Raw genomic sequence first — 20,693 nt, forward strand, 5'->3', positions numbered from 1 at the left:
AGGCTCGAAAAGGAGTGGTAGCCATGTGCTTCAGACCAGCCGATGCGTCGGCAGACGCTAGCTCGAGCAAATGCCCCGAGTGCGGCCAGGATATCCAGGTGCTAAGCGGCATCGCCTTGAAGAGGTGCCCGCACTGCCGATGCGATCTCGTCCCCTATTTGAAGGGAGAGAAGCCGGTTCCCGCATCCCCGGCTGCCCCGAAGCCGCTTGCCTCCCCCTCGGCCCCGAAGGCCCCCAACGTCCCGAAGGCCTAAGCGGCGCAATCGCTCCGGAACCGCCCCTTTCCCTCTTGCCCCCGGGCCGCCAGCAACGCGACTTAGAGTTACTCTAACGTAGTGGGAAGGCGGTGCATGTCGGTTCTGCAACGGAAACGGCGGGTCCCTGCCGCGAGCGCCTATGCTGGCCGCATGGACGGCGAGGTGCGGAAAGGCAGGCGATGCCATGAACATCGGGTACGCATCGAAGACGCTCGGGCTTCCCGAGGGGCGCATGCGCTCCCTGGTCATGAGGAACGCGAGCGACGAGCGGCTGGCGGAGGCCATCGGCGCCAACCTGTCGGCGCTGGAGGCGGTCGTCCGCTACTGCGGAGCCAACGGCATCCGGCTCTTCCGCATAGGCTCGGACGTCATCCCGTTCGGGTCGAGTCCGGCGAACCGCCTGGACTGGGCGCATGCGTTCGGGGAGCGGCTCGCGGCCATCGGGGAGCTGGCCGCCGAGAACCGGGTGCGCCTCAGCATGCACCCGGGGCAGTACACGGTGCTGAACTCCCCCGACGACGATGTCGTGCGCCGCGCCGTGGCGGACCTGGCCTACCACGCGGCCTTCCTCGACGCGCTGGGCACCGGCGCCGAGGCCAAGGTCGTCCTGCACGTGGGCGGCGCCTACGGCGACAAGAAAACCGCCTTGAGGCGCTTCGTCGCACGCTGCCGCGAACTGGATGCGGGCGTGCGCCGACGGCTGGTCGTCGAGAACGACGACCGCCTGTTCACGGCCGAGGACGCGCTGGCGGCGAGCGCGGCCTGCGGCATCCCGATGGTGTTCGACGTGCTCCACCATCGGCTGAACCACGACCCTGGCGGCCGGGGAGAGCTCGAGCTCCTCGATGCGGCGGCGCGTACCTGGGGGCCGCAGGACGGACCGCAGAAGGTGCACTACGCGCAGCAGGCGCCGGGCAGGAGGCACGGCAGCCACACCGACACGATAGGCCTTGACGGGTTCCTTGCTTTCGCCGCGTCGCTCGAAGGGCGGGCCCCCGACGTGATGCTGGAGGTGAAGGACAAGAACGCGTCGGCGTTGAAGTGCCTGAACGTCCTCGACGAGCACGGCACGGCGGCAGCGCTCGAACGGGCGTGGGCGACGTGCAAGTACAGCGTGCTCGAGCGCGACCAGGCGGCGTACCAGCAGGTGAGGAACCTGCTGAAGGACAAGGATGCCTATCCGGTGCAGGAGTTCTACCGCCTGGTCGACGGCGCCCTCGCCCTCCCGCCCACACGGGGCGGCGGACGCAACGCGGCGCAGCACGTGTGGGGCTACGTGTCGGGGCTCGCCACCGCCCGCGAGCGCGCGTCGTTCGCGCGGCTCATGGAACGCTACGAGCTCGGGCAGGCAGGCCTCGGCGCGGTGAAACGGCGGCTGGAGAAGCTGGCTGCCCGCTACGGGCAGGGGTACCTGCTGCATTCGTATTATTTCGATCTCTGAGCGGCGTCTGCAGAAGGCGATAGCCCGTGTTAGAGCAACTCTGATACGGGCTATCCGGCAGACCTTCTCGCCTGTTCCTAGACGGCCGTGTTCGCAGCGTCCTCGCTGTGGGCGACGGCATCCTTCGCAGGCGCCTCTAGCCGCACGAGCGCGAGCAGCCCCGTGCCCACGAGGCCCAGCACGAGCGCGAAGGCGCCGGCGGCGGCCCATCCCCCGGCGCCGAGCACCGCGGGTACGAGTGAAGAGCCGAGGAACTGGCCCAGGCTCTGAGTGAGCACGAGGAATCCCATGGCGATAGGCATGGCATCCTTGTTCTCCACCACCGACGGGTACACGATCAGGAACATCGTGGGGGCGCCGAGCCCCACCATGCCCATGACGAGCGCGGCCGCCCAGAGGGCGGGGCCGGCCGTGGTGAGCAGCGCGAACGCGCAGGGACCCATGACCAGCATGGATGCCACCATAAGCGCCTTGAGCCGGCCGGTCTTGTCGGCCAGCACGCCGAACAGCGGCGAGCTGGCCACCGCGACGAGCATGGGCAGCGTGCTGGCGAACCCGGCGAGCGTCGCGTCCATGCCCTCGCCCTGCAAAAACGTCGGGCTGAACGACAGGAACGAGATGAGCACCATGTTGAACATGAGGAACCCGCCGAGTACCAGCAACACGTTGCGGCTGAACAGGCCTTTCATGCTCATCTTCTCGCGAGGCGCGCCATCTTGCGGCCGCAGGACGCTCTCGAGGAAGCGCCCTCCGCCAACCGGTCGCACGAACAGCAGCATGAGCCCGCCCGCCACGAGCGCGATGCCTGCCATGACGCACCATGTTCCCTGGAAACCGATCGCCCCGAACACGGTCGGCGTGAGCACCCCGCCGACGAACGACCCGAGCGAGAACCACAGCGCCCAGATGCCGCTCGCGAAGCCCACCTTTTCGGGTGCAACGTAGGCCCTGATGGCAAGCGGTGCGCTCACGCCGCAGAACACGAGCGCCACGCCTTCGACGGCCCGCGACAGCACGAGGATGGCGGCCGAGGTAGCCAGCGTCCCCACAGCCGTGCCGACCACCATGACGACGACGGCGGCCACCATCATGTTCTTGGCGCCGAAGCGCCGCGCCAAGAAGCCCGTGGGAAGAGACAGGAAGATGCCCGCCAGCGTGAACACCGACATGAGCATGGAAGCGGAGCCCACGTCCATATCGAACTGCTCCATGATGGCCGGCATGATGGAGGGCACCTTGAACTGCCCGAGCGCCACGGCGATGCCTGCCAGCACGAGCAGCACCGACACGAGCACGTGGTTCTGGTACGTGGAGCGGGGACGAGCGCTGGTATCCACGAAATACTCCCTTCGCCGCAGGGGATGCGCCCCGCGGATCGTCGTAGTTGAAAAAGGCTCCCCGGATCTCGCCGGGGAGCCCATAGTGCGGCGCCGAGGTGGCTGGCGCCAAACGCGGTGGGAAGTCCTACAGTCCCAGCACGCCGCAGATGAACGGCACCCAGAGCACCATGCACACGCAGAAGATGATGGCGGGGATCACGCCGGCCTTGAACATGTCGCCGAACGTGTAGTACCCCTCGCCGTACGTGACGATGAGCGTCGGGTTCACCGGCAAGAGGAAGTTGCCGGCCACGATGAAGGCGAGCAGCATCGTGGGGATGGCCGGGGAGACGCCGAGCGTCGTGCAGATGCCGATGAGGATGGGCAAAAACAGGCTGATGATGGCCGCGCCCACCGGGGCGATGGTGTGCAGCAGGTAGATGAACGCAACGGTGATCAACAGGAACACCGTGAAGTTCAGGTCGGCCACGCCGCTGCTCATGAACAGGTTCGTGACGAACTTGTCGGCGCCCGAGGCGCTGAAGATGTTGCCGAGCGACAGCACCGAGCCCATCATGAGGATGATGGTCCAGGGCACCTGCTTGCTGAACTCGTCCCACGTGAGCAGGTTCAGGCCGGGGAACATCATGATGGCCAGGCCGATGATGGCCACGGTCGTGACGTTCAGCAGCGGAATCCACGTGCCGAGGATCCATAGCACGGGCAGCGCGAGGATCATGACGAGCGCGCGCACCTCGAAGCCCGTGGGCTTGCCGGCGTCCTCGGCCGCCTGGCGCAGGCTGTCGTAGGCGCTCGAGTCGAGCTGCTCTGGCTTGAGGATCTTCACGATGGAGAACCAACACAGCGGGATGCACAGGATGGCGATGGGCAGGCCCACGATGATCCAGTTCAGGAAGCTGATAGTCTGGCCGGTGGCGCCGGTGAGCACGCCCATGGCCACCATGTTGAACGAGCTGCCGGCCGGTGTGACCACGCCGCCGATGACGGCAGCGATGGGGATGGCGATCATCATGCACTTGCCGAGCCGCGACTTGCCGGGCTGGGCGCCGGCCGCCTTGAGCACGACGTAGGAAATACCCATGAACAGCACCGCGGCAGGCACGTCGGACATGATGGTGGAGATGAGGCACGTGCCGATCATGAACGCGAGGATGAGCTTCTCGGAGCTCTCCCCCGTCAGCTTGAACAGCTTGGCCACGAGGCGCACGCCCCACTGCGTCTTGAGCAGCAGCGCCGGCAGCGCGAAGATGGCGATGACGTAGAACACCACCGACACGCCGAACCCGCTGAACACGGCCTTGTAGTCGGTCGCGCCCATGACCACGGCTATGACGAGGGCCAGAATGCCCGTCACGCCCACGGAGAACGAGCCGCATACCCACAGCGACACGGCGAACAAGAGCGATGCGATGGCCATGATGCCCTGGTGGGACAGGTCGGGCGACTCGGGCACGAACGATGCTACCACGAGGATGGCCACGGCTATGACGATGCCCAATCCCCTCTTGTTCAGGAACCCCTCTTTGCTGAAGAACTTCGTTAACGCTTCTTGTGCCATTTGTCTCTCCTCCTTAAAGAAAGAACGTGGCAGATCCCCTGTAGAAGCCGCGCCTCCCGCCTCCTTCCCCCGAGCGCGGCCGCGTCGTGTTATATCGGGCTCGCATCCGCCAACGTCGCGCATGCGAGCCCCCTTCGACGGCGGCCCCGCCAAGGGCGGGCCGCCGTTCCCAGGCTCTTCTTCCAGGGGCCGGCCACAGTCGGCCCCTGGTTCGTCGGCTACTCTGCCCGGTACAGCTCGACCGGGCCCATGTTGCGGTCCTCGTCCACGGTCGAGGCCTCCAGCACGCGGGTGAGGTAGCCCTCGGCCTCCGCGTACACGCGCCACTCGGCGGCGCCCACCTGGTGGAACCAGAAGTCGCCGAACTCGTCGGCCTCGGCCGCCAGCACCTCGCCCGTGGCCAGGTTCTCGGCCGTGACCCTCGCGCCGGCCACCACCTCGTCGGCCTCCGGGTCCACAACGACGCCGGCCAGGAAGCGCCTCGGCAGGTTCAGGTAGAATACGCGCGGCTTGTCGGCGGCGGCGCGCTCGGGCACGAGGGCCTCCGCCGCCGCGATCTCCTCGGCGAGGTCCTCCTCGTCGCCGAAGCGCAGGGCGCCGTGCGGGCACACGTCCACGCAGTGCGGGACCTCGCCGGCGTCCACGAGGTGGGCGCAGCCGGTGCACTTCTGCGGGATGCCCAGCTCCCCGTTCCAGAAGATCGCGCCGTAGGGGCACGCCTCCACGAGGTCGCGCCTCCCGGCCGCCTTCTCCGGGTCCACGATGACCAGGCCGTCCTCGCGGCGGTAGACCGCCTCGGGCGCCGCGGCCATGCAGGGCGCGTCGGCGCAGTGCTGGCAGCGGCGCCCGACGTAGGACACCCTCACCTTCGGCACCTGGCCGCGCACGCGCTCCTCTATGCGGCACCAGAAGTGGCCCGTGTCGGGCTGCGGCCTCGCGATGGGCGACCAGTCGTTGTCCACGTGCTCGTCCTTGCAGGCTATCTGGCAGTTGCGGCACCCGTTGCACTTGGCGACGTCGAACACGAACACCTTGCCCATGACTACTCCCCTTCCCCTTCGTCGACGACGCGCGCCGTGGCCACCAGCCCGCAGTCGGGATCGTAGTCGCGCCCGAACGCCTCCGGGTACTGCGCGGCCAGCGCGAGCACGTCGACCTTCTCGATGTTCACCAGGAAACCGCTCGTCACCTCGCCGAACGCGTGCGTCGAGGTGGTGGCGTAGGGCGCGATGAGGTTGTTCGCGCCGCCGCGGTCCAAACCGCCGCGGCCGAGCACCACCGAGTCCACGCGGCTGCCGTGATCCTGGTACACCACGCTCGGCATGATGCGCTCGGTCACGCGCACGCCGCCCAGCACCGCGCCGCGCTCGTTGTACAGCTTCACGATGTCGCCCGTCTCCAGGCCCAGCAGGCCCGCGTCGCTCGGATGCACCCACACCGGCTCGTACTTGTAGCCGTCGGGGCCCGTCACCTTGCACGTCTCCTCCATCTCGCGGAACCAGGTGACGTCGTCGAGGTTCGCGTGCACGCGCCACCGCGGGTGGTTCGACACCAGCAGGAAGGGGTACTTCCGCCCGCGCTCCAGGTACTGCCGCTCCTGGTGCCCCGCGCCCTCGTCGACCCAGTGCGGGATGGGCCCGCGCTCCTTATCGTCGGGGAACTGGCTGGCGAGCGTCGTGGAGTAGTATTCCAGCTTGCCGGAAGGCGTCTGGAGCGGGTGCCCCTCCGGATCCTCGTAGAACTGGATGAGGCCGGCCGGCATCTCCTCCCACCCCTCGCGCGTGGGGAACGGGTAGTACTGCTTCTCCTTGAACTCCTCGAAGTCCATCTTCTTGGCCGCGCCCGTGTTCTCGAAGCCGGCCTGGATGTACTCCTCGCAGGTCTTGCCGCCCATGTAGCGCTCGTAGAGGTTCTCGTAGATGCCGCCGAACTTCTCCAGCGCGCGGGCCACCTCCCCCACGGCCTCCATGTCGGACTTGGATTCCAGGCGCGGCTTGATGGCCTGGCGCTCGTAGTACACGAGGTTCCACTGGCCGTTGTCGGAGTCCGTGCCGATGTCCTCCGTCTCGAACTTCGTGTTCGTGGGCAGGATGACGTCGGCGAAGAAGCAGTCGTTCTCCATCCAGGGGTGCTGCACGACGATGAACTCGATTGAGGGGTGGCGCAGGGCCTCCTGCATCTCGTTGCCGCCGTTCCAGCACGTCTCCCAGCATGGCGTGTCCGACCAGATCATGTGCAGGCGCTCGTTGCCTTCGAGCGGGAACGTGTAGGGACCGTCGAACTGGTCCTCGCGCGGGAACCCGGCGCCGATGTGGCCGTACCAGGAGACGGGCGGGTTCATGATGGCCTCGGGGATCATGGTCTTGGGGATGAAGCTCTTGGGGAAGCTGCGGTACCAGCCGCGGTAGGCCGGGCTGCAGTCGGGGATCTCGACCGACGGCGGCAAGGGCGTCACGGTGTCCATGCCGTAGAGCGTCCACTCGATGAACTTGAACTGGTTGGCGCCCGGCTTGCCCAGGCCCTGCATGCCCAAGAGCGCCACCTCGAGGCGCGCCGGCTCGTGCGCGTAGCAGGAGCGGATGTAGGAGCCGCCGTTGCAGTGCGCGATGGAAACCGCGTGCTTGGCCCAATAGCGTGCGAACGCCTTGATGGTGTAGCTGGGCACGCCGCAGATGGCCTCGGCCCACTTCGGCGTCTTCGGCACGCCGTCCTCGCCGCCCATGACGTAGTACTTGAAGTTCTCGAAGCCCACGGCGTGCGTGTCGAGGTAGGCCTGGTCGTAGGTGCCCTCCTTGATCCACGTGTAGGCGATGGCCAGCTGCAGGGCCGCGTCGGTGTTGGGCTTGACCGGTATCCACTTGTCGGCGTGCACGGCGTTGGTGTAGTTCACGTCGGGCGAGATGTGGATCTGCTTGATGCCGAGCTCGGTGAACCAGTAGCACAGGCGGCTGGCCAGGTAGCCGCCCCAGCCGAGCGGCGTGGTCTCCACGTCGCAGCCCCAGAAGAGCACCGCGTCGCCGTTTTGCGCCACGTCGCGGATAACGTTGTTCATCTGCGAGTTCTGCCCCAAGGGGTCCATGCCCCACATGTGCTTCGCGCCCCAGTACCAGCCCTCCCAGCTGTCAGGCTGGCGGGTTTGCAGCGTGTAGGAGCCTATGAGGTCGAACATGCGGCTCTGGCAGCCGTGCGGCGCGTGGACGAACTTCGTCTCGCCGTGGCCGTCGAGCTCGCAGAGGATCGACGCGGGCCCGTAGGCCTCGTGCACGCGCTTGATCTCGCTGGCGATGAGCGCGCACGCCTCGTCCCAGCTGATGCGCACGTAGCCGCTCGTGCCGCGGTTCTGCGGGTTGCGCTCGCCCTCCGGGTCCCAGTCCACGCGCTTCATCGGGTAGGGGATGCGGTTCTTCGAGTACACGCGCTTCTTGTAGCACAGCGACAGCGGCGAGATGAGCGTCTTGAAGCCCGGCTCGAAGGTCTTTCCGCGGGCCTCGAGCTTCCAGGCGTTCAGGTCCTCGGGCGTGTAGTGCTCGTCGAAGCGCAGCGGGCGGATGCGCAGTATCTTGTCGTTCTCCTCGTCGATGTCGACCGAGCACGCGTTCGTGCCGATGCCGAAGCTGTTGAAGCCCAGGCCCTTCACGATGGGCGTGCCCAACACGTTGTTCCCCATGCTCTCTCCTCTCCTGGTCTGGATGTCCGGCGCCGGTGCTTCCCTCCTCGGGGGAGGGCAGGCGCCGGCGGTTCTACGCGGTCGGTGCGGGCGGCTTGGGCACGCTCGGCACCTTCGGCGCGCCGGGCACGCCGGGGACCGGCGGCGGGGTGGGCGCGCCCGGAGGCGTGGGGATCCCGGGCATCGGCGTGGCCTTGGCGCCGCAGCTCGGGCAGGCGTCGGCCTTCGGGTCGACCTCGGCGCCGCACTTGGGGCACTTCACGGGTCCGTTGTCGACGGTGGGTGGTCTGAAGCACATGACGGAACTCCTCTCTCAACTTCCATGGTCACGCGGCCTTCGGGGGCCGAAGCCGCGGTAGTGCACGCGGGGAATGCCTGCGGAAAATCGTTATGGGAGCAGCACCTGTCCGGTGCGGTTCGTCTTCGATGCCCCCGATTATAGGAGCGCCCCTGCGGGGCCCTTGTGCGGTTTTCCCGATGGGTCATCGGGAAAACCGATCACGCGGCCTGCCATCAGGGTGATCGGATTTCCCGATAGGCTATCGGGAAAACGCGGCTCCCGCATGTGCCTTCCCGCTCCTATAATCGGGGCATCGGCGAACATCCGCATGACGAGGAGGAGCCATGTCCGAGAAGCTTGAGAAGCAGGGCCCGCAAGGCGCCGCGGCACCCGAGGGGGACGTGCCGGTGGCACGAACGCAGGACGATCCGACCGGCCGCGTCTGCCAATGGGAGGAGGACGGCTGCACGGTGCTGCGCACGAACGCGCGCACGGGGCCGGGCTGCCACGACAACTGCGGCGTGCTCATGTACGTGAGGGACGGCGTGCTGGAGAAGATAGAGGGCGACCCGGAGAACCCCTACAACCAGGGGCGCCTGTGCCCGAGGTGCCTGGCGTTCAAGGAGATGCTCTACCATGAGGACCGCCTGAAGTACCCCCTGAAGCGCGCGAAGGAGGACCGCGGCAAGAACGCGTTTACGCGCATCACGTGGGACGAGGCCTACGATATCATCGAGCGCGAGATGAAGGCCGTCATCGACAAGTACGGCAACGAGGCCATCTGGGTCACGCAGGGCACGGGACGCGACATCAACGGCTACGGCCCGCTCATGGCCCAGTACCTGGGCACGCCCAACTACGGCACCGGCTTCCTGTCGGGCATCGCCTGCTACGGCCCGCGCATCTTCTCCACCGCGCTCAAGAGCGGCGGGCTGTTCGTGTGCGACTACTCGCAGTTCTTCCCCGACCGCTACGACGACCCGCGCTGGGAGGCGCCGGAGTACATCCTCGTATGGGGCAACAACCCGGTGGTGGCCAACTCCGACGGCACGCTGGGGCACTGGGTGGTGGAGAGCATGAAGCGCGGCAGCAAGCTCATCGTCATGGATCCCACGCTCACCTGGCTCGCGGGCAAGGCCGACGTGTGGTTCCAGCTGCGCCCCGGCACCGACGCGGCGCTGGCGCTCGCGCTCTGCGATCAGATAATCAAGGACGATCTCTACGACCATGAGTTCGTGTCCTGTTGGTGCTACGGCTTCGACGAGTTCGCCGAGCACGTGAGCCAGTATCCCGTGAGCTTCGCCGCCGAGACCTGCGGCGTGCCCGAGGACCTCATCGTGGAGGCGGCCCGCAAGATCGGCCGCGCGAAGTCGTGCTGTTTGCAGTGGGGCGTGGCCATGGACCACACCTCCGAGGGCTTCATCACCGGCATGGCGTGCTTCGACCTCATGGCGCTCACCGGCAACTTCGAGAACCCGGGCGGCATGCTCGCGGCCGACCCCGCCTTCGGCATGTCGGTCACCTGGTCGCCGCGCGGCTCGGTGTGGGACGAGTGCTCGGAGCCCATCCCGCACCCCGAGCGCAAGAACCACGGCGGCTACAAGGCCCTCGAGGCCATGAACGGCATCAGCCCCGACGCCCTGCTCGAGGCCATGGAGACGGGCGAGCCCTACCCCATCAAGGCCATGTTCATGATGCAGAACAACGCCATCGCCTGCATGGGCGCCCAGCCCCAGCGCATCCTGCCCGCGCTGCAGAAGATGGAGTTCAACGTGGTGGTGGACCTGTTCCTCACGCCCACGGCGCTCGCCTGCGCCGACGTGCTGCTGCCCGCCGCGTGCTTCGCGGAGCGCATCGGCATCACCGGGCACCAGCCCTACGCGCTCGGCGCCATCGCGCAGGCGGTGGAGCCCTTGGGCGAGTGCAAGTCCGACCAGCGCATCATCTACGAGCTGGGCGACCGCTTCGCCGGGCGCGACCATCGGCCGTGGGATTCCGAGCAGGACTTCTACGACTACCTGCTGCGCAGCACCGGGTTCACCTACGACTCGCTCAAGGAGCGTGCGTGGGCCTACCCCGAGTTCGAGTACAAGAAGCACGAGAAGGGGCTGCTGCGCCGCGACGGCACGGTGGGCTTCGCCACGTCCACCGGGCGCTACAACTTCTACTGCGCCGAGATGGCCTACTTCGGCTTCTCGCCGTTCGCCACGTACGAGGAGCCGCCCGAGAGCCCGGTGTCGGCGCCCGAGCTGGCCGAGAAGTACCCGCTCGTGCTGACCACCGGCGCGCGCAAGTGGGGCTTCTTCCACTCGGAGCACCGCCAGAGCCCGTCCATGCGGCGCCTGCACCCCGAGCCCGAGTTCCTCGTGCACCCCGAGACGGCGGCCGCCTACGGCATCGCCGACGGCGACTGGTGCACCATCTCGAACAACCTGGGCTCCGCCCGCCTGCGCGCCCATACCACCGTGCGCATCCGCAAGGACACGGTATCGGCCGACCACGGCTGGTGGTTCCCCGAGCGCGGGCCCGAGGACGGCACGCTGTTCGGCACGCTCGAGAGCAACATCAACCAGCTCGTGCCCATGCGGCCGGGCAAGTCGGGGCTCGGCGCGTCGTACAAGTCGCAGCTGTGCCGCATCGATAAGATCGAGGAGTGATGACCATGCGCAAGTACCTGGCCGTCGATTACGAGTTCTGCACGGGATGCCACACCTGCGAGATAGCCTGCCAGCAGGAGCACGGGCTGGCGCCCGACCGGTTCGGCATCAGGCTGACCCAGATCGGCCCCGACCAGCTGGACGAGCGCCGCTGGCAGTACGAGTTCGTGCCCGTGCCCACCGACCGCTGCGACCGCTGCGCGCGTCGCCAGGCGGCCGGCAAGGCGCCGAGCTGCGTGCAGCACTGCCAGGCGGGCTGCCTGCACTACGGCACGCTCGAGGAGCTGGGCGCAAAGGTGGACAAGCGCAAGGTGGCGCTGTTCACCTAGGAGGCGTCCCGCGAGGGCGGCGCGGTTGGCGCAGCGCGCCTTGCGCGCCGCCCTCGCGCCGCCGCAGGCGCGTGTCGCCCGCCATCGTCTGATACGCTACAATGACGGGGTAGACAAAGGGGGGGTTTGCCTTGCGCATTGAGACGCTCTACGAGTTCCTGCTGCTCACATCCAACCTGAACTTCACCGAGACGGCGAAGAGCTTCTTCATCTCGCAGTCGGTGCTCTCCGGGCACATATCGAGCCTTGAGAAGGAGCTGGGCGCGCTCCTGTTCGTGCGCGACCGCCACTCGGTGCGCCTCACCGAGGCGGGCCGGCTGTTCCAGAAGGACGCCCAGCGCATCGTCGAGGACTACGAGCGCGCGCTCGAGCACCTTTCGCAGTACGCCGACGGCGTGTCGTCGGTCATTCGCATCGGCTTCCTGGAAGGCTCGTTCGGCTCGTTCCTGCCGCTCGTGTGCCGCGGCTACCGCAAAGAGCACCCCGACGTCGACTTCCATTTCCGCACTATGGAGCTGGCCAACATACAGAAGGCGCTCAACGAGAACGAGATCGACGTGGGGCTCGCCATCTACCAGGACGGCATACAGGGCGCGAAGTTCTGCTATCGGCGCCTGTACGAGGACCGCTACATGCTGGCGGTGCCCGTGGGGCACCGCCTTGCCAAGCGCGCGTCGGTATGCATCGCCGACCTGCGCGGCGAGCGGGTGGTCGTGCCGCATTTCAACCGCTCCAAGAGCATGCTCGAGCAGATGCACGTGAAGCTGCGCAACGCCGGCGCCGAGGTGCGTCCGGCCGGGTTCGAGGACGTGGGCGCCATGATGGCCACGCTCGTGACGGCCGGCGTCGTGGCCATAGCCCTCGACCACCTGCGCGTGTTCGGAAACGGCAACGTGGAGTTCGTGCCGCTTGCAGACGAGAACATGGAGATCTGCGCGGGGGCCGTGTGGAAGAGGTCGAAGGAAACCGGCGCCATCACGTCGTTCATCGACTTCCTGGAAGAGGCGTGCGAGGGTTTCGGCAAGGAGGAATTCCTTGCGCGCAGCGGTCCCGACGCGCTTCCTTCGCTGCAGTTCCCGTCCTCTCCTTCCCGGGCTCAGCCTCCCGGCGGGCACGCCCGTCCGTAACGGATTGAAAACCGGACGGTTACGGCGGGCATCGCAGGCTTAACGGGACTCCCGCGTGCGTGCTATAGTTCGGCTAGCAGAACCTGACAAGGAGGGTTCTGGATGCAAGGAGGAACCAATGGGATACTCGATCTCCTTGCTGTGCTTCGCAGGCGCCGCGTTCTGCATCTCGTTCATACGGCGCCTTGCATAACGCACAGCGCACGAACGGGGCCGGTCCGCAAGGGCCGGCCCCTTCTTTTTCCCGACGGCCTCCGGGCGGCGCGGGGAGCTCGGGCGATCCCCCGGAACGGAAGGACGGCAGGCATGGAGGAGCCCGTTCGGGCCCTGGTCGCGTTCGGCACGCGGCCCGAGGCCGTGAAGATGGCACCGGTCGTGCGCGCCCTCGGCGCCGACCCCGCGTTCGACGTCCGCGTGCTGTCGACCGCGCAGCACCGCGAGATGCTCGACCAGGTGACGCGCCTGTTCGGCCTGCGCGTGGACTACGACCTGGACGCCATGCGCGAGCGCCAGGCGCTGCCGGGGCTCACGGCCCGCATACTGGAGGGCGCCGCGGACGTGCTGGGCGGCGCGCCGCCCGACGTCGTGCTCGTGCACGGCGACACCACCACGACGTTCGCCGTGGCGCTGGCCGCCTTCTACGCCCAGGTTCCCGTCGGCCACGTGGAGGCAGGGCTGCGCTCGCACCGCCGCTGGGAGCCCTTCCCCGAGGAGATGAACCGTCGCCTCGTCTCGACGATCGCCACCTGGCACTACGCCCCCACCGAGCGCAACCGCGCCAACCTCGTCGCCGAGGGCGCCGAGGCGCGCGACGTATGGGTCACGGGGAACACGGTCATCGACGCGCTGCTGTCCGTGGTGGGCCCGGCCTACCGCTTCCACGCGCCGGAGCTGGGGCGGGTCGACTTCGCGGGCAGGCGCGTCATCGGGCTCACCTGCCATCGGCGCGAGAACCTGGGGGCGCCCCTCGCGCGCATGCTCGCGGCCGTGCGCGACGAGGCGGCCGCGCGCGACGACGTGGAGGTGGTGTTCCCGGTGCACCGCAACCCGGCCGTGCGCGAGGTCGCAGAGCGCGAGCTGGGCGGGGCGCCCCGCGTTCATCTGGTGGAACCGCTCGACTACGGCGACTTCTCGAACCTCATGGCGCGGTGCAGCCTCATGCTCACGGACTCGGGCGGCGTGCAGGAGGAGGCGCCGGCCCTGGACGTGCCGGTGATCGTGCTGCGCGACGTGACCGAGCGCCCCGAGGCCGTGGAGGCCGGCTGCGCCCTGCTCGCGGGCACGACCTACGAGGGCGTGCGCCGCTCGCTGGGCGCGCTGCTGGACGACGCCGCGCTCTACGCGCGCATGGCGGCTGCACCCGACCCTTACGGCGACGGGCATGCCGCCGAGCGCATACGCGCAGCCCTGCGCGAAACGTTCGGCCGGGCCTGACGCCCCGTCCCGCCCGCGCCTACGCGTCGGCGCGGGCAAAGCCTCCGGAGTGCCCCTCCTTGGCGCGGTAGAGGGCGGCGTCCGCCTTCTTCGACAGGTCGAGGTAGCCGTCGCCGCGCGCGGCGGCCACGGCGCCGGCAGACAGGCTGATGGACGGCACGCCGCGCCGCTCGGCCTCTCGGGCGATGGTGTCGTTGATGTCCCTTACCAGACGCTGCGCCACCTCGTAGTCGTCGGTGCCCGACAGGAAGATGGCGAACTCGTCGCCATGGAGCCGCGACGCGAGGTCGACGGTCCTGATGCGGCCCACGATCATCTGCGCCGACAGCTTGATGGCCTCGTCGCCCGCGTCGTGGCCGTACGTGTCGTTCACGGCCTTGAAGCGGTCGCCGTCCAGCATGATGAAGATGCCGCGGTCGCCCTCCCCCATCTCGCCGAGCAGCGACGTGACGGCCTTCCGGAACGAGCGCACGTTCATCATGCCGGTGAGGTCGTCGATCGCGGCGTCCTTCTGCGCCGCGGTAAGCGCTATCTCCAGGCGGCGCTGCATCTGGCCGAGCTCCACGTAGGCGGCCTTGAGCTCGCGGTTCTTCATCCAGCGGGACGCCTGCATGAGCACGTACACCAGCAGCAGCTCCACCAGCAGCAGCGGCACGAGCCACGTGGTGGCCGTGGCGGCCCAGGCCGAGAGCGCCGGCGCCATGACGAGGAAGCCGTAGCCCTCCTCCTGCCGCAGGGACGCGTACCAGCTTCCTCCGTCCAGCTCCACCGCCTGCGCCGATCCGGGCTGGTCCCGGAGTGCGGCGAGGCCGCCGTCGAAACCGCGCCGGAACGCCGCGAACGCCTCGGCCGCGTCGGCCTTGCCCGCGGCCTTGGCGCGCTCCTCGTCAGACGCGAACGCGCCCTGCGCCGCCTCGCGGGCCTCGCGGGCCGCCGCCTCGGCCTCGTCGGCGGAGGCGGCCAGGTTGCCGCCCAGGTAGGAGGAGTCGGTGCTGCCTATGACGGTGCCCTCCTCGTCGAAGATCATGACCTGCCCGCCTTCGAAGCGCTCGGGGGCGGCGGCCGCCTTCTGGATGTCGCCCATCTTCAGGTCGTTCGCCACGACCGTCTCGCCGTCGGGCTGCAGCTGCGCGATGGTCGAGAGCACGTAGTCGTTCGCGTAGCTCAGGTAAGGCGGCGTGAAGGCCTAGCCGGGAAGCAGCACGAAGTTCGCGAACTTCGCCTTGAGGTCCTTGTACAGGAACGTGCGCTCGGCGAACGTGAGCGCGCTTTTGCCGAACACGTCGCCCAGGCTCGCGCTCTGCATGGTGATGCCGTACACCCAGCGCGCCTTCTGGCGCACGGCCGCCCGGAACGCGGAGGGGAACAGCGAGCGCGTGGCGATGTAGTCCCATACCGCCCTTCCCTGCGCGTCGACGCGCGGCACCCGCTCCAGCACGTAGTGCACGCGGAAGCCCCGCATGCGCAGCGTGAGCGACAGCCGGTAGTCCTCGGTCAGGCTGTCCTCGGGCAGCAGCTCCCCCTCGCCGAACGCGTCCAGCACGCGCCGCCCCACGGCGAAGCCGGTGCCGGCCGACGGCACGAAGCCCAGCTCGTCGCGCATGACCATGGTGCGGAAGTGGTGCTCGGCGAACTCGTCGGCGTAGGTGGACGTCGTGAGCGTCTTGAGGAACAGGCGCAGCCGGGGCATGCGGATGAGCGGGAACACGGGGAACTGCAGCGCGTCGTAGTCGTCGATGAGATAGCTGGTCATCTTGAACTCGTTGGGATGCACCACGTCCTCGGCGTCGTGGATGGTCACGCTGGCGAAGCGCACGTCGTGGTCGCGCTCGTACCCCCGAATGAGGCTTAACGTGTGGTTGATGTTGTCAGCCTTCGACGTGGGGCCGGGCCGGCTGTTCACCGCCACCGCGACGGTGCCCCCATGGCGCGCCTCCAGCGCGCGGGCCACGGCCAGGGTGGCACCGTCGTTGGGGTACACGCCCAGGAACACGCGGTAGAGATCGCGCGGGTACTGCGCCGAGGCCACCAGGTTGTCTATCACCTCGCCGATCACGGCGTCCTCGTGCCAGGCGGCTATGACCACGGCCAGCATCTTGGGCGGCTTCTCGTTGATGCGCGCAAGCGGAACCTTCTTGCGGCCCACGCGGCGGAACAGGGCGAACACGTCCCATAGCAGGTCGTCGGCGCCGAACACGATGAACGCGAGCGCCACGGCAAAGCCTATCCAATAGACGACGTCTGCGGGCATTGCCCGGCTCCTTCCTCGTGTTCCGGCGCGTCCGCGCCGGTGCGGAGCCTCCAGCATAACGCAGCCCGCGCGGCCGTCGGCAACCGCAACCGATCCGTCAACGCGCCATCGCCGCTTCAGCAGCAGGTCGCCCTCGGCAAGGCCGGAAAAGCCACGGGCTGGGCCGCGCTGCGCTACGATGCAGGCCCGGCCGCGATCCGGCCGGTTCCCGACCGACAGGAGGCTCCATGGCAGGAAGAAAAGGCGCGATCGCCTTCGGCCTCGTCTACATACCGGTGGAGCTCTACCCCGCCACCCAGGACGACGCCGTGCGCTTCAACCAGCTGGCGAAGGAGAGCATGCAGCGCGTGCGCTACGTGAAGACATGCCCCGACTGCAACCGGGAGCTGGGCCCGGAGGACATCGTGCGCGGCTACCAGTACGAGAAGGGCAAGTACGTGGTGGTGAGCGACGAGGAGCTGGACGCCATCAAGACCGACGCCGACCGCGCCATGAAGATCGTGCAGTTCGTGGACCTGCAGGAGGTGCCGCCCGTCTACTTCGAGAAGCCCTACCAGGTGATGGCCCAGCCCGGCGGCGAGAAGCCGCTCGAGCTCCTGCGCCTGGCCATGGTCGAGGAGGGCAAGGCTGCCATCGGCACCACGGTGCTGGGCAACTCCGAGACGCCGCTGGCGCTCATCCCCTACGGCGACGACCTGGTCATGATGACGCTGCACTACCAGAGCGAGGTGCGCGACCTCCCGAAGCCGGCCGAGCGCCCCGCCGTGGGCGAGGCGGAGCTGGACATGGCGAAGCGCCTGGTGGAGAGCATGGCCGAGCCCTTCGACCCCGCCCGCTTCAAGAACGCCTACCAAGAGAAGCTCATGGGCCTCATCCAGGACAAGATAGCCGGCAAGCAGGTGACCCCCGAGAAGCCCGCCTCCCAGCCCGCGAACGTCATCAACCTCATGGACGCCCTCGCTGCCAGCCTGAAGGCCCGCACCGGCGAGGATGCCGGAGAAGCGAAGGCGAGCAGCAGCACCGAAGGCGGGAAGGCTCCCAAGCCGAAGCGCAAGCCCCCCGCGAAGCGCGCCGGCTGACCGCCGTCTGCCGCACGGCCGGGGAAGCGCGGGCAAGGTCGCCCGATGCATCCGGCCCCAGCGGAAGAGAAGCCCCCGGCTGCTGCTGCATCCGGGGGCTTTCCGAGGAGAGAGAGGGGGCGAAAGGGGGTTCGCGCTTACGCCACGGGCGGGGTGCCCTCGGCGTTGCCGAAGATGGCGTCGATCATGACGAGCGCGTCCATCGGAAGGGCGGAGGTGCCCACGGCGCGGAACGCGGGGGTGCCGGGGAAGCAGCGGGCGCACACGTCCTCGACCGCGGCGAGGTCCGCGAGGTCGCGCAGGTACACGTTCACCTTCACGGCGTCGGCCATCGTGTGCTCGACGTTCTCGATGATGGCCTGGATGTTCTTGCACGCCTGCTCGGCCTGCTCGGCCACGCCGCCGGCGACGAGCTCGCCCGTCGCGGCGTCGACGCCCAGCTGGGCGGAGATGTTGTTGTAGTGCGAGAAGGCCACGGACTGCGTGGAGAGCGCGCTCACGGGGGCGGCGTCGGTGTTGTTCGCCTCGATGATCAGGCCGTGACGGGCCTCGACCTCCTGCGGGGGCGTGCCGTCGCCGTGCGACACGACGGCCTCGATCTGCACGAGCGCGTGCAGCGGCAGGTCGGCGACCTCGACGACCGTGCGGGCAGGCAGGTAGCCCACGGCGCGCGCGATGCCCGAATCCGGGAAGAAGCGCGTGTACACCTCGTCGACGGCGTCGATGTCGGCCAGGTCCTTCAGGAAGACGGTGATCTTGACGATGTCGTCGAAGGGCACGTCGACGCTCGTGAGGACGGCCTTGATGTTCTTGAGGCACTGGGCGGCCTGCTCCGCGACGCCGCCGACCACGATCTGGTTCGACGCGGGGTCGAGGGGCAGCTGGGCGGAGATGTTGTTGTAGTGCGAGAAGGCCACGGTCTGCGAGGACAGGGCGTCGTAGGGCGCGTTGTGCGTGTTGTTCACGTACTTCACGAGGTCGCCGGCCTGGGGCGCGTCGGGGATGGTGCCCTCGCCGTTGGTGAGGAGCGCCTCCACCTGCACGAGCGCATCCAGGGGCAGCGCCGCCACGGCAAGGTTCGTGCGGGCGGGCACGTAGGTCGGGAAGTAGGCCCGGAACGCCTCGTCCACGGCGTCCAGGTCGCGGATGTCGCGCACGAACACGGTGAGGCGCGCCACGTCGCCCAGCGTGTGGCCGATACCCTCCGCCACGGCCTCGAGGTTCTCGAAGCACTGGGCGGCCTGCTCCAGGGCGCCGCCTTCGACCAGCTCGCCGGTCTCCGGGTCGAGGGGCAGCTGGGCCGACAGGTTGTTGTAATGGGAGAATGCCGCGGTTTGCGCGTGCAGGGGGCTTACGGGCGCGCCCTCCACGTTCCGTGCCAGGACTACATTGTCACCGCTCATTGGGGTACCTGCTTTCTCGAGTGCTCGCTTGACGATTGCGTTCGTTCGGCCCGTGCGGCTCCGCGCTTCCCTTGGGGATGCGGCCCTGCAAGGCCCCCCGCTTTGCGGGAGGGCTGCATTATATCGTTTTGTGCATCTGCACAAAATACTTTTCAGGCGATTTACTGACCAGCGGAAAAGGTGTTGACCGACCGTTTACCGCAAATTCTGGAAGGCCTTGCAGAGCCTATGCGGAAATCCGGGGGCGCGGTCCCCGTTTCATGCAGGATTACGGTATCTACCGCTCACCGATTGGCCTTGCGCACGGTGGCGGCGCGGGGTCCGAACGGGATCAGGACGGCGTCTTCTCGGGCCAGAGCCGCAGCACGAGCCTGACCGACAGCACGCCCACGGCCACGCCGACCACGGCGCCCACGAGGATGTCGCTCGGGTAGTGCACGTACAGGTACAGGCGCGAGAAGGCGATGAGGCACGCCAGCGCCACGCCGGCCACCTTGAGCGCCACGGACAGGCGCCCCCTGCCGGGCACGCAGCAGAGCGCGGCGGCCGCCGCGAACGACACCATCGAGTGGTTCGAGGGGAACGAGTCGCCGGCAGGCGGCGGGACGAGCAGGCCCATGAAGCCGTAGGCCTCGAACGGCCTCACCCGCCCGAACAGCGGTTTCAGCACCAGCATGCCGAGCGCCGCCGTGGCGGCCACGGCAAGCACCACGGCCACGCCGTAGCGGCGGTGCCGCGGCTGGGCCGCCAGCACGGCGCCCGCGACAAGCCACACGAGCGCAAGGTCGCCCAGGTGCGTGGCCGCGAGCATGAGCGCGTCCATGAGCGGCGAGCGCAGGTGCGCCTGGATGAAGTCGAGGACGGCGATGTCCATGCGCTGCGCTACCCTAACCGCGCACCGCCGGGGCACCGGCCCTCGGCGTCATCGCCGACGAGGAGGGATAGGAGCCCGGTGCACCCGGCGAGCACGTCGTCGTAGGTGACGTCGAAATCGCCCGTGTACCACGGGTCCGCCACGTCGCGGTCGGAGCCGGCGAACTCCAACAGCTTGCGGCAGCGTCCCTCGGCCCCCCGCCCCAGCTGGAGGCGCAGGTCGCGCATGTTCGCCTCGTCCATGCCCACGAACAGGTCCCACTTGTCGGCATCGGCGCGGCCCAGGCGGCGGGCGGTCTTGCCCGAGCAGTCGATGCCCTGCGCCTCCAGCACGCCGCGCGTGCCGGGATGCACGGGGCTCCCGATCTCGTCGTCGTGCGTGGCGGCCGAGGCGATGGAGAAGCACCCGTCCAGGCCGCGCCGCTCAACGAGGTCCTTCATGACGAACTCGGCCATCGGGGAGCGGCAGATGTTGCCGTGGCAGACGAACAGGATGCGGAAAGGCGCGGTCATCGGCCCTCCTCCTCGTCCGGCTCGAGCGCCTCCGCGTAGCGCTCGTACAGCTCGGGCACGCGGCGCTTGAGGCTGACGGGCTTGAACGTGGCGGCATCGACCAGGCAGTGCGTGCTGCGGCCCGTGCAGCACGGCTTGTCGGCGTCCATGTCCTGCCCTTCCTTGAACACCTCGTAGGCGTACACGGTCTTCGTCGGGCGCGACAGCACGACGCGCGTGCGCACGACCGCCCCCTCCCCGTAGCGCAGCGGCTCGCGGTAGTCGCATTCCATGTGCGTCACCGGCGACATGAGCCCCGCCTCCTCGATGCGCGCGTAGGGGTAGCCCAGCGCCTCGAGGAACGCCGTGCGCGCGTCCTCGAAGTACAGCAGGTAGTTGGCGTGGTAGACGACGCCCATCATGTCCGTCTCGCCGTAGCGTATGGTTATTGGCGTGCAAACCCGCATGGCCGCTCTCACGTCCCTTCCGTTTTGGTACCATGGTC

The 20,693-nt window shown here is 68.3% G+C and carries 17 protein-coding genes; 6 read left to right on the forward strand and 11 right to left on the reverse strand.

All coding sequences use genetic code 11. The annotated features are described in order from the left end of the window. The first annotated feature begins 396 nt into the window (after window positions 1-396). Entirely contained in the window at window positions 397-1,698 is a 1,302-nt protein-coding gene (uvsE, locus tag K9U15_RS12890; RefSeq protein ID WP_301156305.1) for a UV DNA damage repair endonuclease UvsE, read from the forward strand. Between the two features lie 77 nt (window positions 1,699-1,775). Here the strand turns inward: uvsE and K9U15_RS12895 are convergent, their stop codons facing one another. The 5 genes from K9U15_RS12895 to K9U15_RS12915 all read right to left on the reverse strand — a co-directional run bounded on the left by K9U15_RS12895 (window position 1,776) and on the right by K9U15_RS12915 (window position 8,561). Further along, window positions 1,776-3,035: a CynX/NimT family MFS transporter gene (locus K9U15_RS12895; protein ID WP_301156306.1), complete on the reverse strand. Its 1,260-nt coding sequence runs from the start codon at window positions 3,033-3,035 to the stop codon at window positions 1,776-1,778. 127 nt (window positions 3,036-3,162) lie between these two features. Continuing rightward, a complete protein-coding gene (locus tag K9U15_RS12900) occupies window positions 3,163-4,596 on the reverse strand; it encodes an SLC13 family permease (RefSeq protein ID WP_096226507.1) in 1,434 nt (477 codons plus the stop codon). Between the two features lie 218 nt (window positions 4,597-4,814). Further along, on the reverse strand, window positions 4,815-5,636 hold the full coding sequence (locus K9U15_RS12905; RefSeq protein ID WP_123674609.1) for a 4Fe-4S dicluster domain-containing protein: 822 nt from the start codon (window positions 5,634-5,636) through the stop codon (window positions 4,815-4,817). Between the two features lie 2 nt (window positions 5,637-5,638). Further along, window positions 5,639-8,263 (reverse strand): molybdopterin-dependent oxidoreductase, encoded by a 2,625-nt coding sequence (locus K9U15_RS12910; RefSeq protein WP_123674608.1) that lies wholly within the window; start codon window positions 8,261-8,263, stop codon window positions 5,639-5,641. Between the two features lie 73 nt (window positions 8,264-8,336). Further along, window positions 8,337-8,561: a zinc-ribbon domain-containing protein gene (locus tag K9U15_RS12915; RefSeq protein ID WP_123674607.1), complete on the reverse strand. Its 225-nt coding sequence runs from the start codon at window positions 8,559-8,561 to the stop codon at window positions 8,337-8,339. Between the two features lie 326 nt (window positions 8,562-8,887). Between K9U15_RS12915 and K9U15_RS12920 the strand changes: the two genes are divergently transcribed. The 4 genes from K9U15_RS12920 (at window position 8,888) to wecB (ending at window position 14,090) form a co-directional block, all read left to right on the forward strand. Then, window positions 8,888-11,200, forward strand: coding sequence for a molybdopterin-dependent oxidoreductase (locus K9U15_RS12920; protein WP_301156309.1), 2,313 nt, complete (start codon window positions 8,888-8,890; stop codon window positions 11,198-11,200). A gap of 5 nt (window positions 11,201-11,205) precedes the next feature. Then, the gene (locus K9U15_RS12925) at window positions 11,206-11,529 is read left to right on the forward strand and encodes an oxidoreductase (protein WP_096228530.1); all 324 of its coding nucleotides are present in this window, start codon (window positions 11,206-11,208) and stop codon (window positions 11,527-11,529) included. Between the two features lie 131 nt (window positions 11,530-11,660). Then, window positions 11,661-12,656 (forward strand): LysR family transcriptional regulator, encoded by a 996-nt coding sequence (locus K9U15_RS12930; protein WP_161959472.1) that lies wholly within the window; start codon window positions 11,661-11,663, stop codon window positions 12,654-12,656. A gap of 306 nt (window positions 12,657-12,962) precedes the next feature. Next, on the forward strand, window positions 12,963-14,090 hold the full coding sequence (gene wecB / locus K9U15_RS12935; protein WP_123673500.1) for a non-hydrolyzing UDP-N-acetylglucosamine 2-epimerase: 1,128 nt from the start codon (window positions 12,963-12,965) through the stop codon (window positions 14,088-14,090). Between the two features lie 19 nt (window positions 14,091-14,109). Here wecB and K9U15_RS14565 read toward each other — a convergent pair whose 3' ends face one another. Both K9U15_RS14565 and K9U15_RS12950 read right to left on the reverse strand, forming a co-directional pair. Further along, a complete protein-coding gene (locus K9U15_RS14565) occupies window positions 14,110-15,237 on the reverse strand; it encodes a diguanylate cyclase (protein ID WP_367316892.1) in 1,128 nt (375 codons plus the stop codon). Between the two features lie 39 nt (window positions 15,238-15,276). Continuing rightward, a complete protein-coding gene (locus K9U15_RS12950) occupies window positions 15,277-16,341 on the reverse strand; it encodes a glycosyltransferase (RefSeq protein ID WP_227115564.1) in 1,065 nt (354 codons plus the stop codon). A 227-nt stretch (window positions 16,342-16,568) separates the two neighbouring features. Between K9U15_RS12950 and K9U15_RS12955 the strand changes: the two genes are divergently transcribed. Next, window positions 16,569-17,420 carry a Ku protein gene (locus K9U15_RS12955; protein WP_096226500.1) on the forward strand — a complete coding sequence of 284 codons (852 nt, stop codon included), beginning with the start codon at window positions 16,569-16,571 and terminating at the stop codon, window positions 17,418-17,420. Between the two features lie 137 nt (window positions 17,421-17,557). On the opposite strand, the gene K9U15_RS12960 is transcribed toward K9U15_RS12955, so the two are convergent. The 4 genes from K9U15_RS12960 to K9U15_RS12975 form a co-directional block, all read right to left on the reverse strand. Next, window positions 17,558-18,823: a RidA family protein gene (locus tag K9U15_RS12960; RefSeq protein ID WP_096226499.1), complete on the reverse strand. Its 1,266-nt coding sequence runs from the start codon at window positions 18,821-18,823 to the stop codon at window positions 17,558-17,560. 331 nt (window positions 18,824-19,154) lie between these two features. Next, window positions 19,155-19,697, reverse strand: a complete 543-nt coding sequence (locus tag K9U15_RS12965; RefSeq protein WP_096226498.1) for a phosphatase PAP2 family protein — start codon at window positions 19,695-19,697, stop codon at window positions 19,155-19,157. Window positions 19,698-19,705: 8 nt separating this feature from the next. Continuing rightward, window positions 19,706-20,209: a low molecular weight protein-tyrosine-phosphatase gene (locus K9U15_RS12970; RefSeq protein WP_096226497.1), complete on the reverse strand. Its 504-nt coding sequence runs from the start codon at window positions 20,207-20,209 to the stop codon at window positions 19,706-19,708. Next, window positions 20,206-20,667, reverse strand: a complete 462-nt coding sequence (locus K9U15_RS12975; RefSeq protein ID WP_227154034.1) for a thioesterase family protein — start codon at window positions 20,665-20,667, stop codon at window positions 20,206-20,208. Before K9U15_RS12975 ends, K9U15_RS12970 begins: the two co-directional genes overlap by 4 nt. Between the last annotated feature and the right edge of the window lie 26 nt (window positions 20,668-20,693).

The organism is Gordonibacter sp. RACS_AR68 (assembly GCF_030418485.1).
Taxonomy (GTDB): Bacteria; Actinomycetota; Coriobacteriia; order Coriobacteriales; family Eggerthellaceae; genus Gordonibacter; species Gordonibacter urolithinfaciens.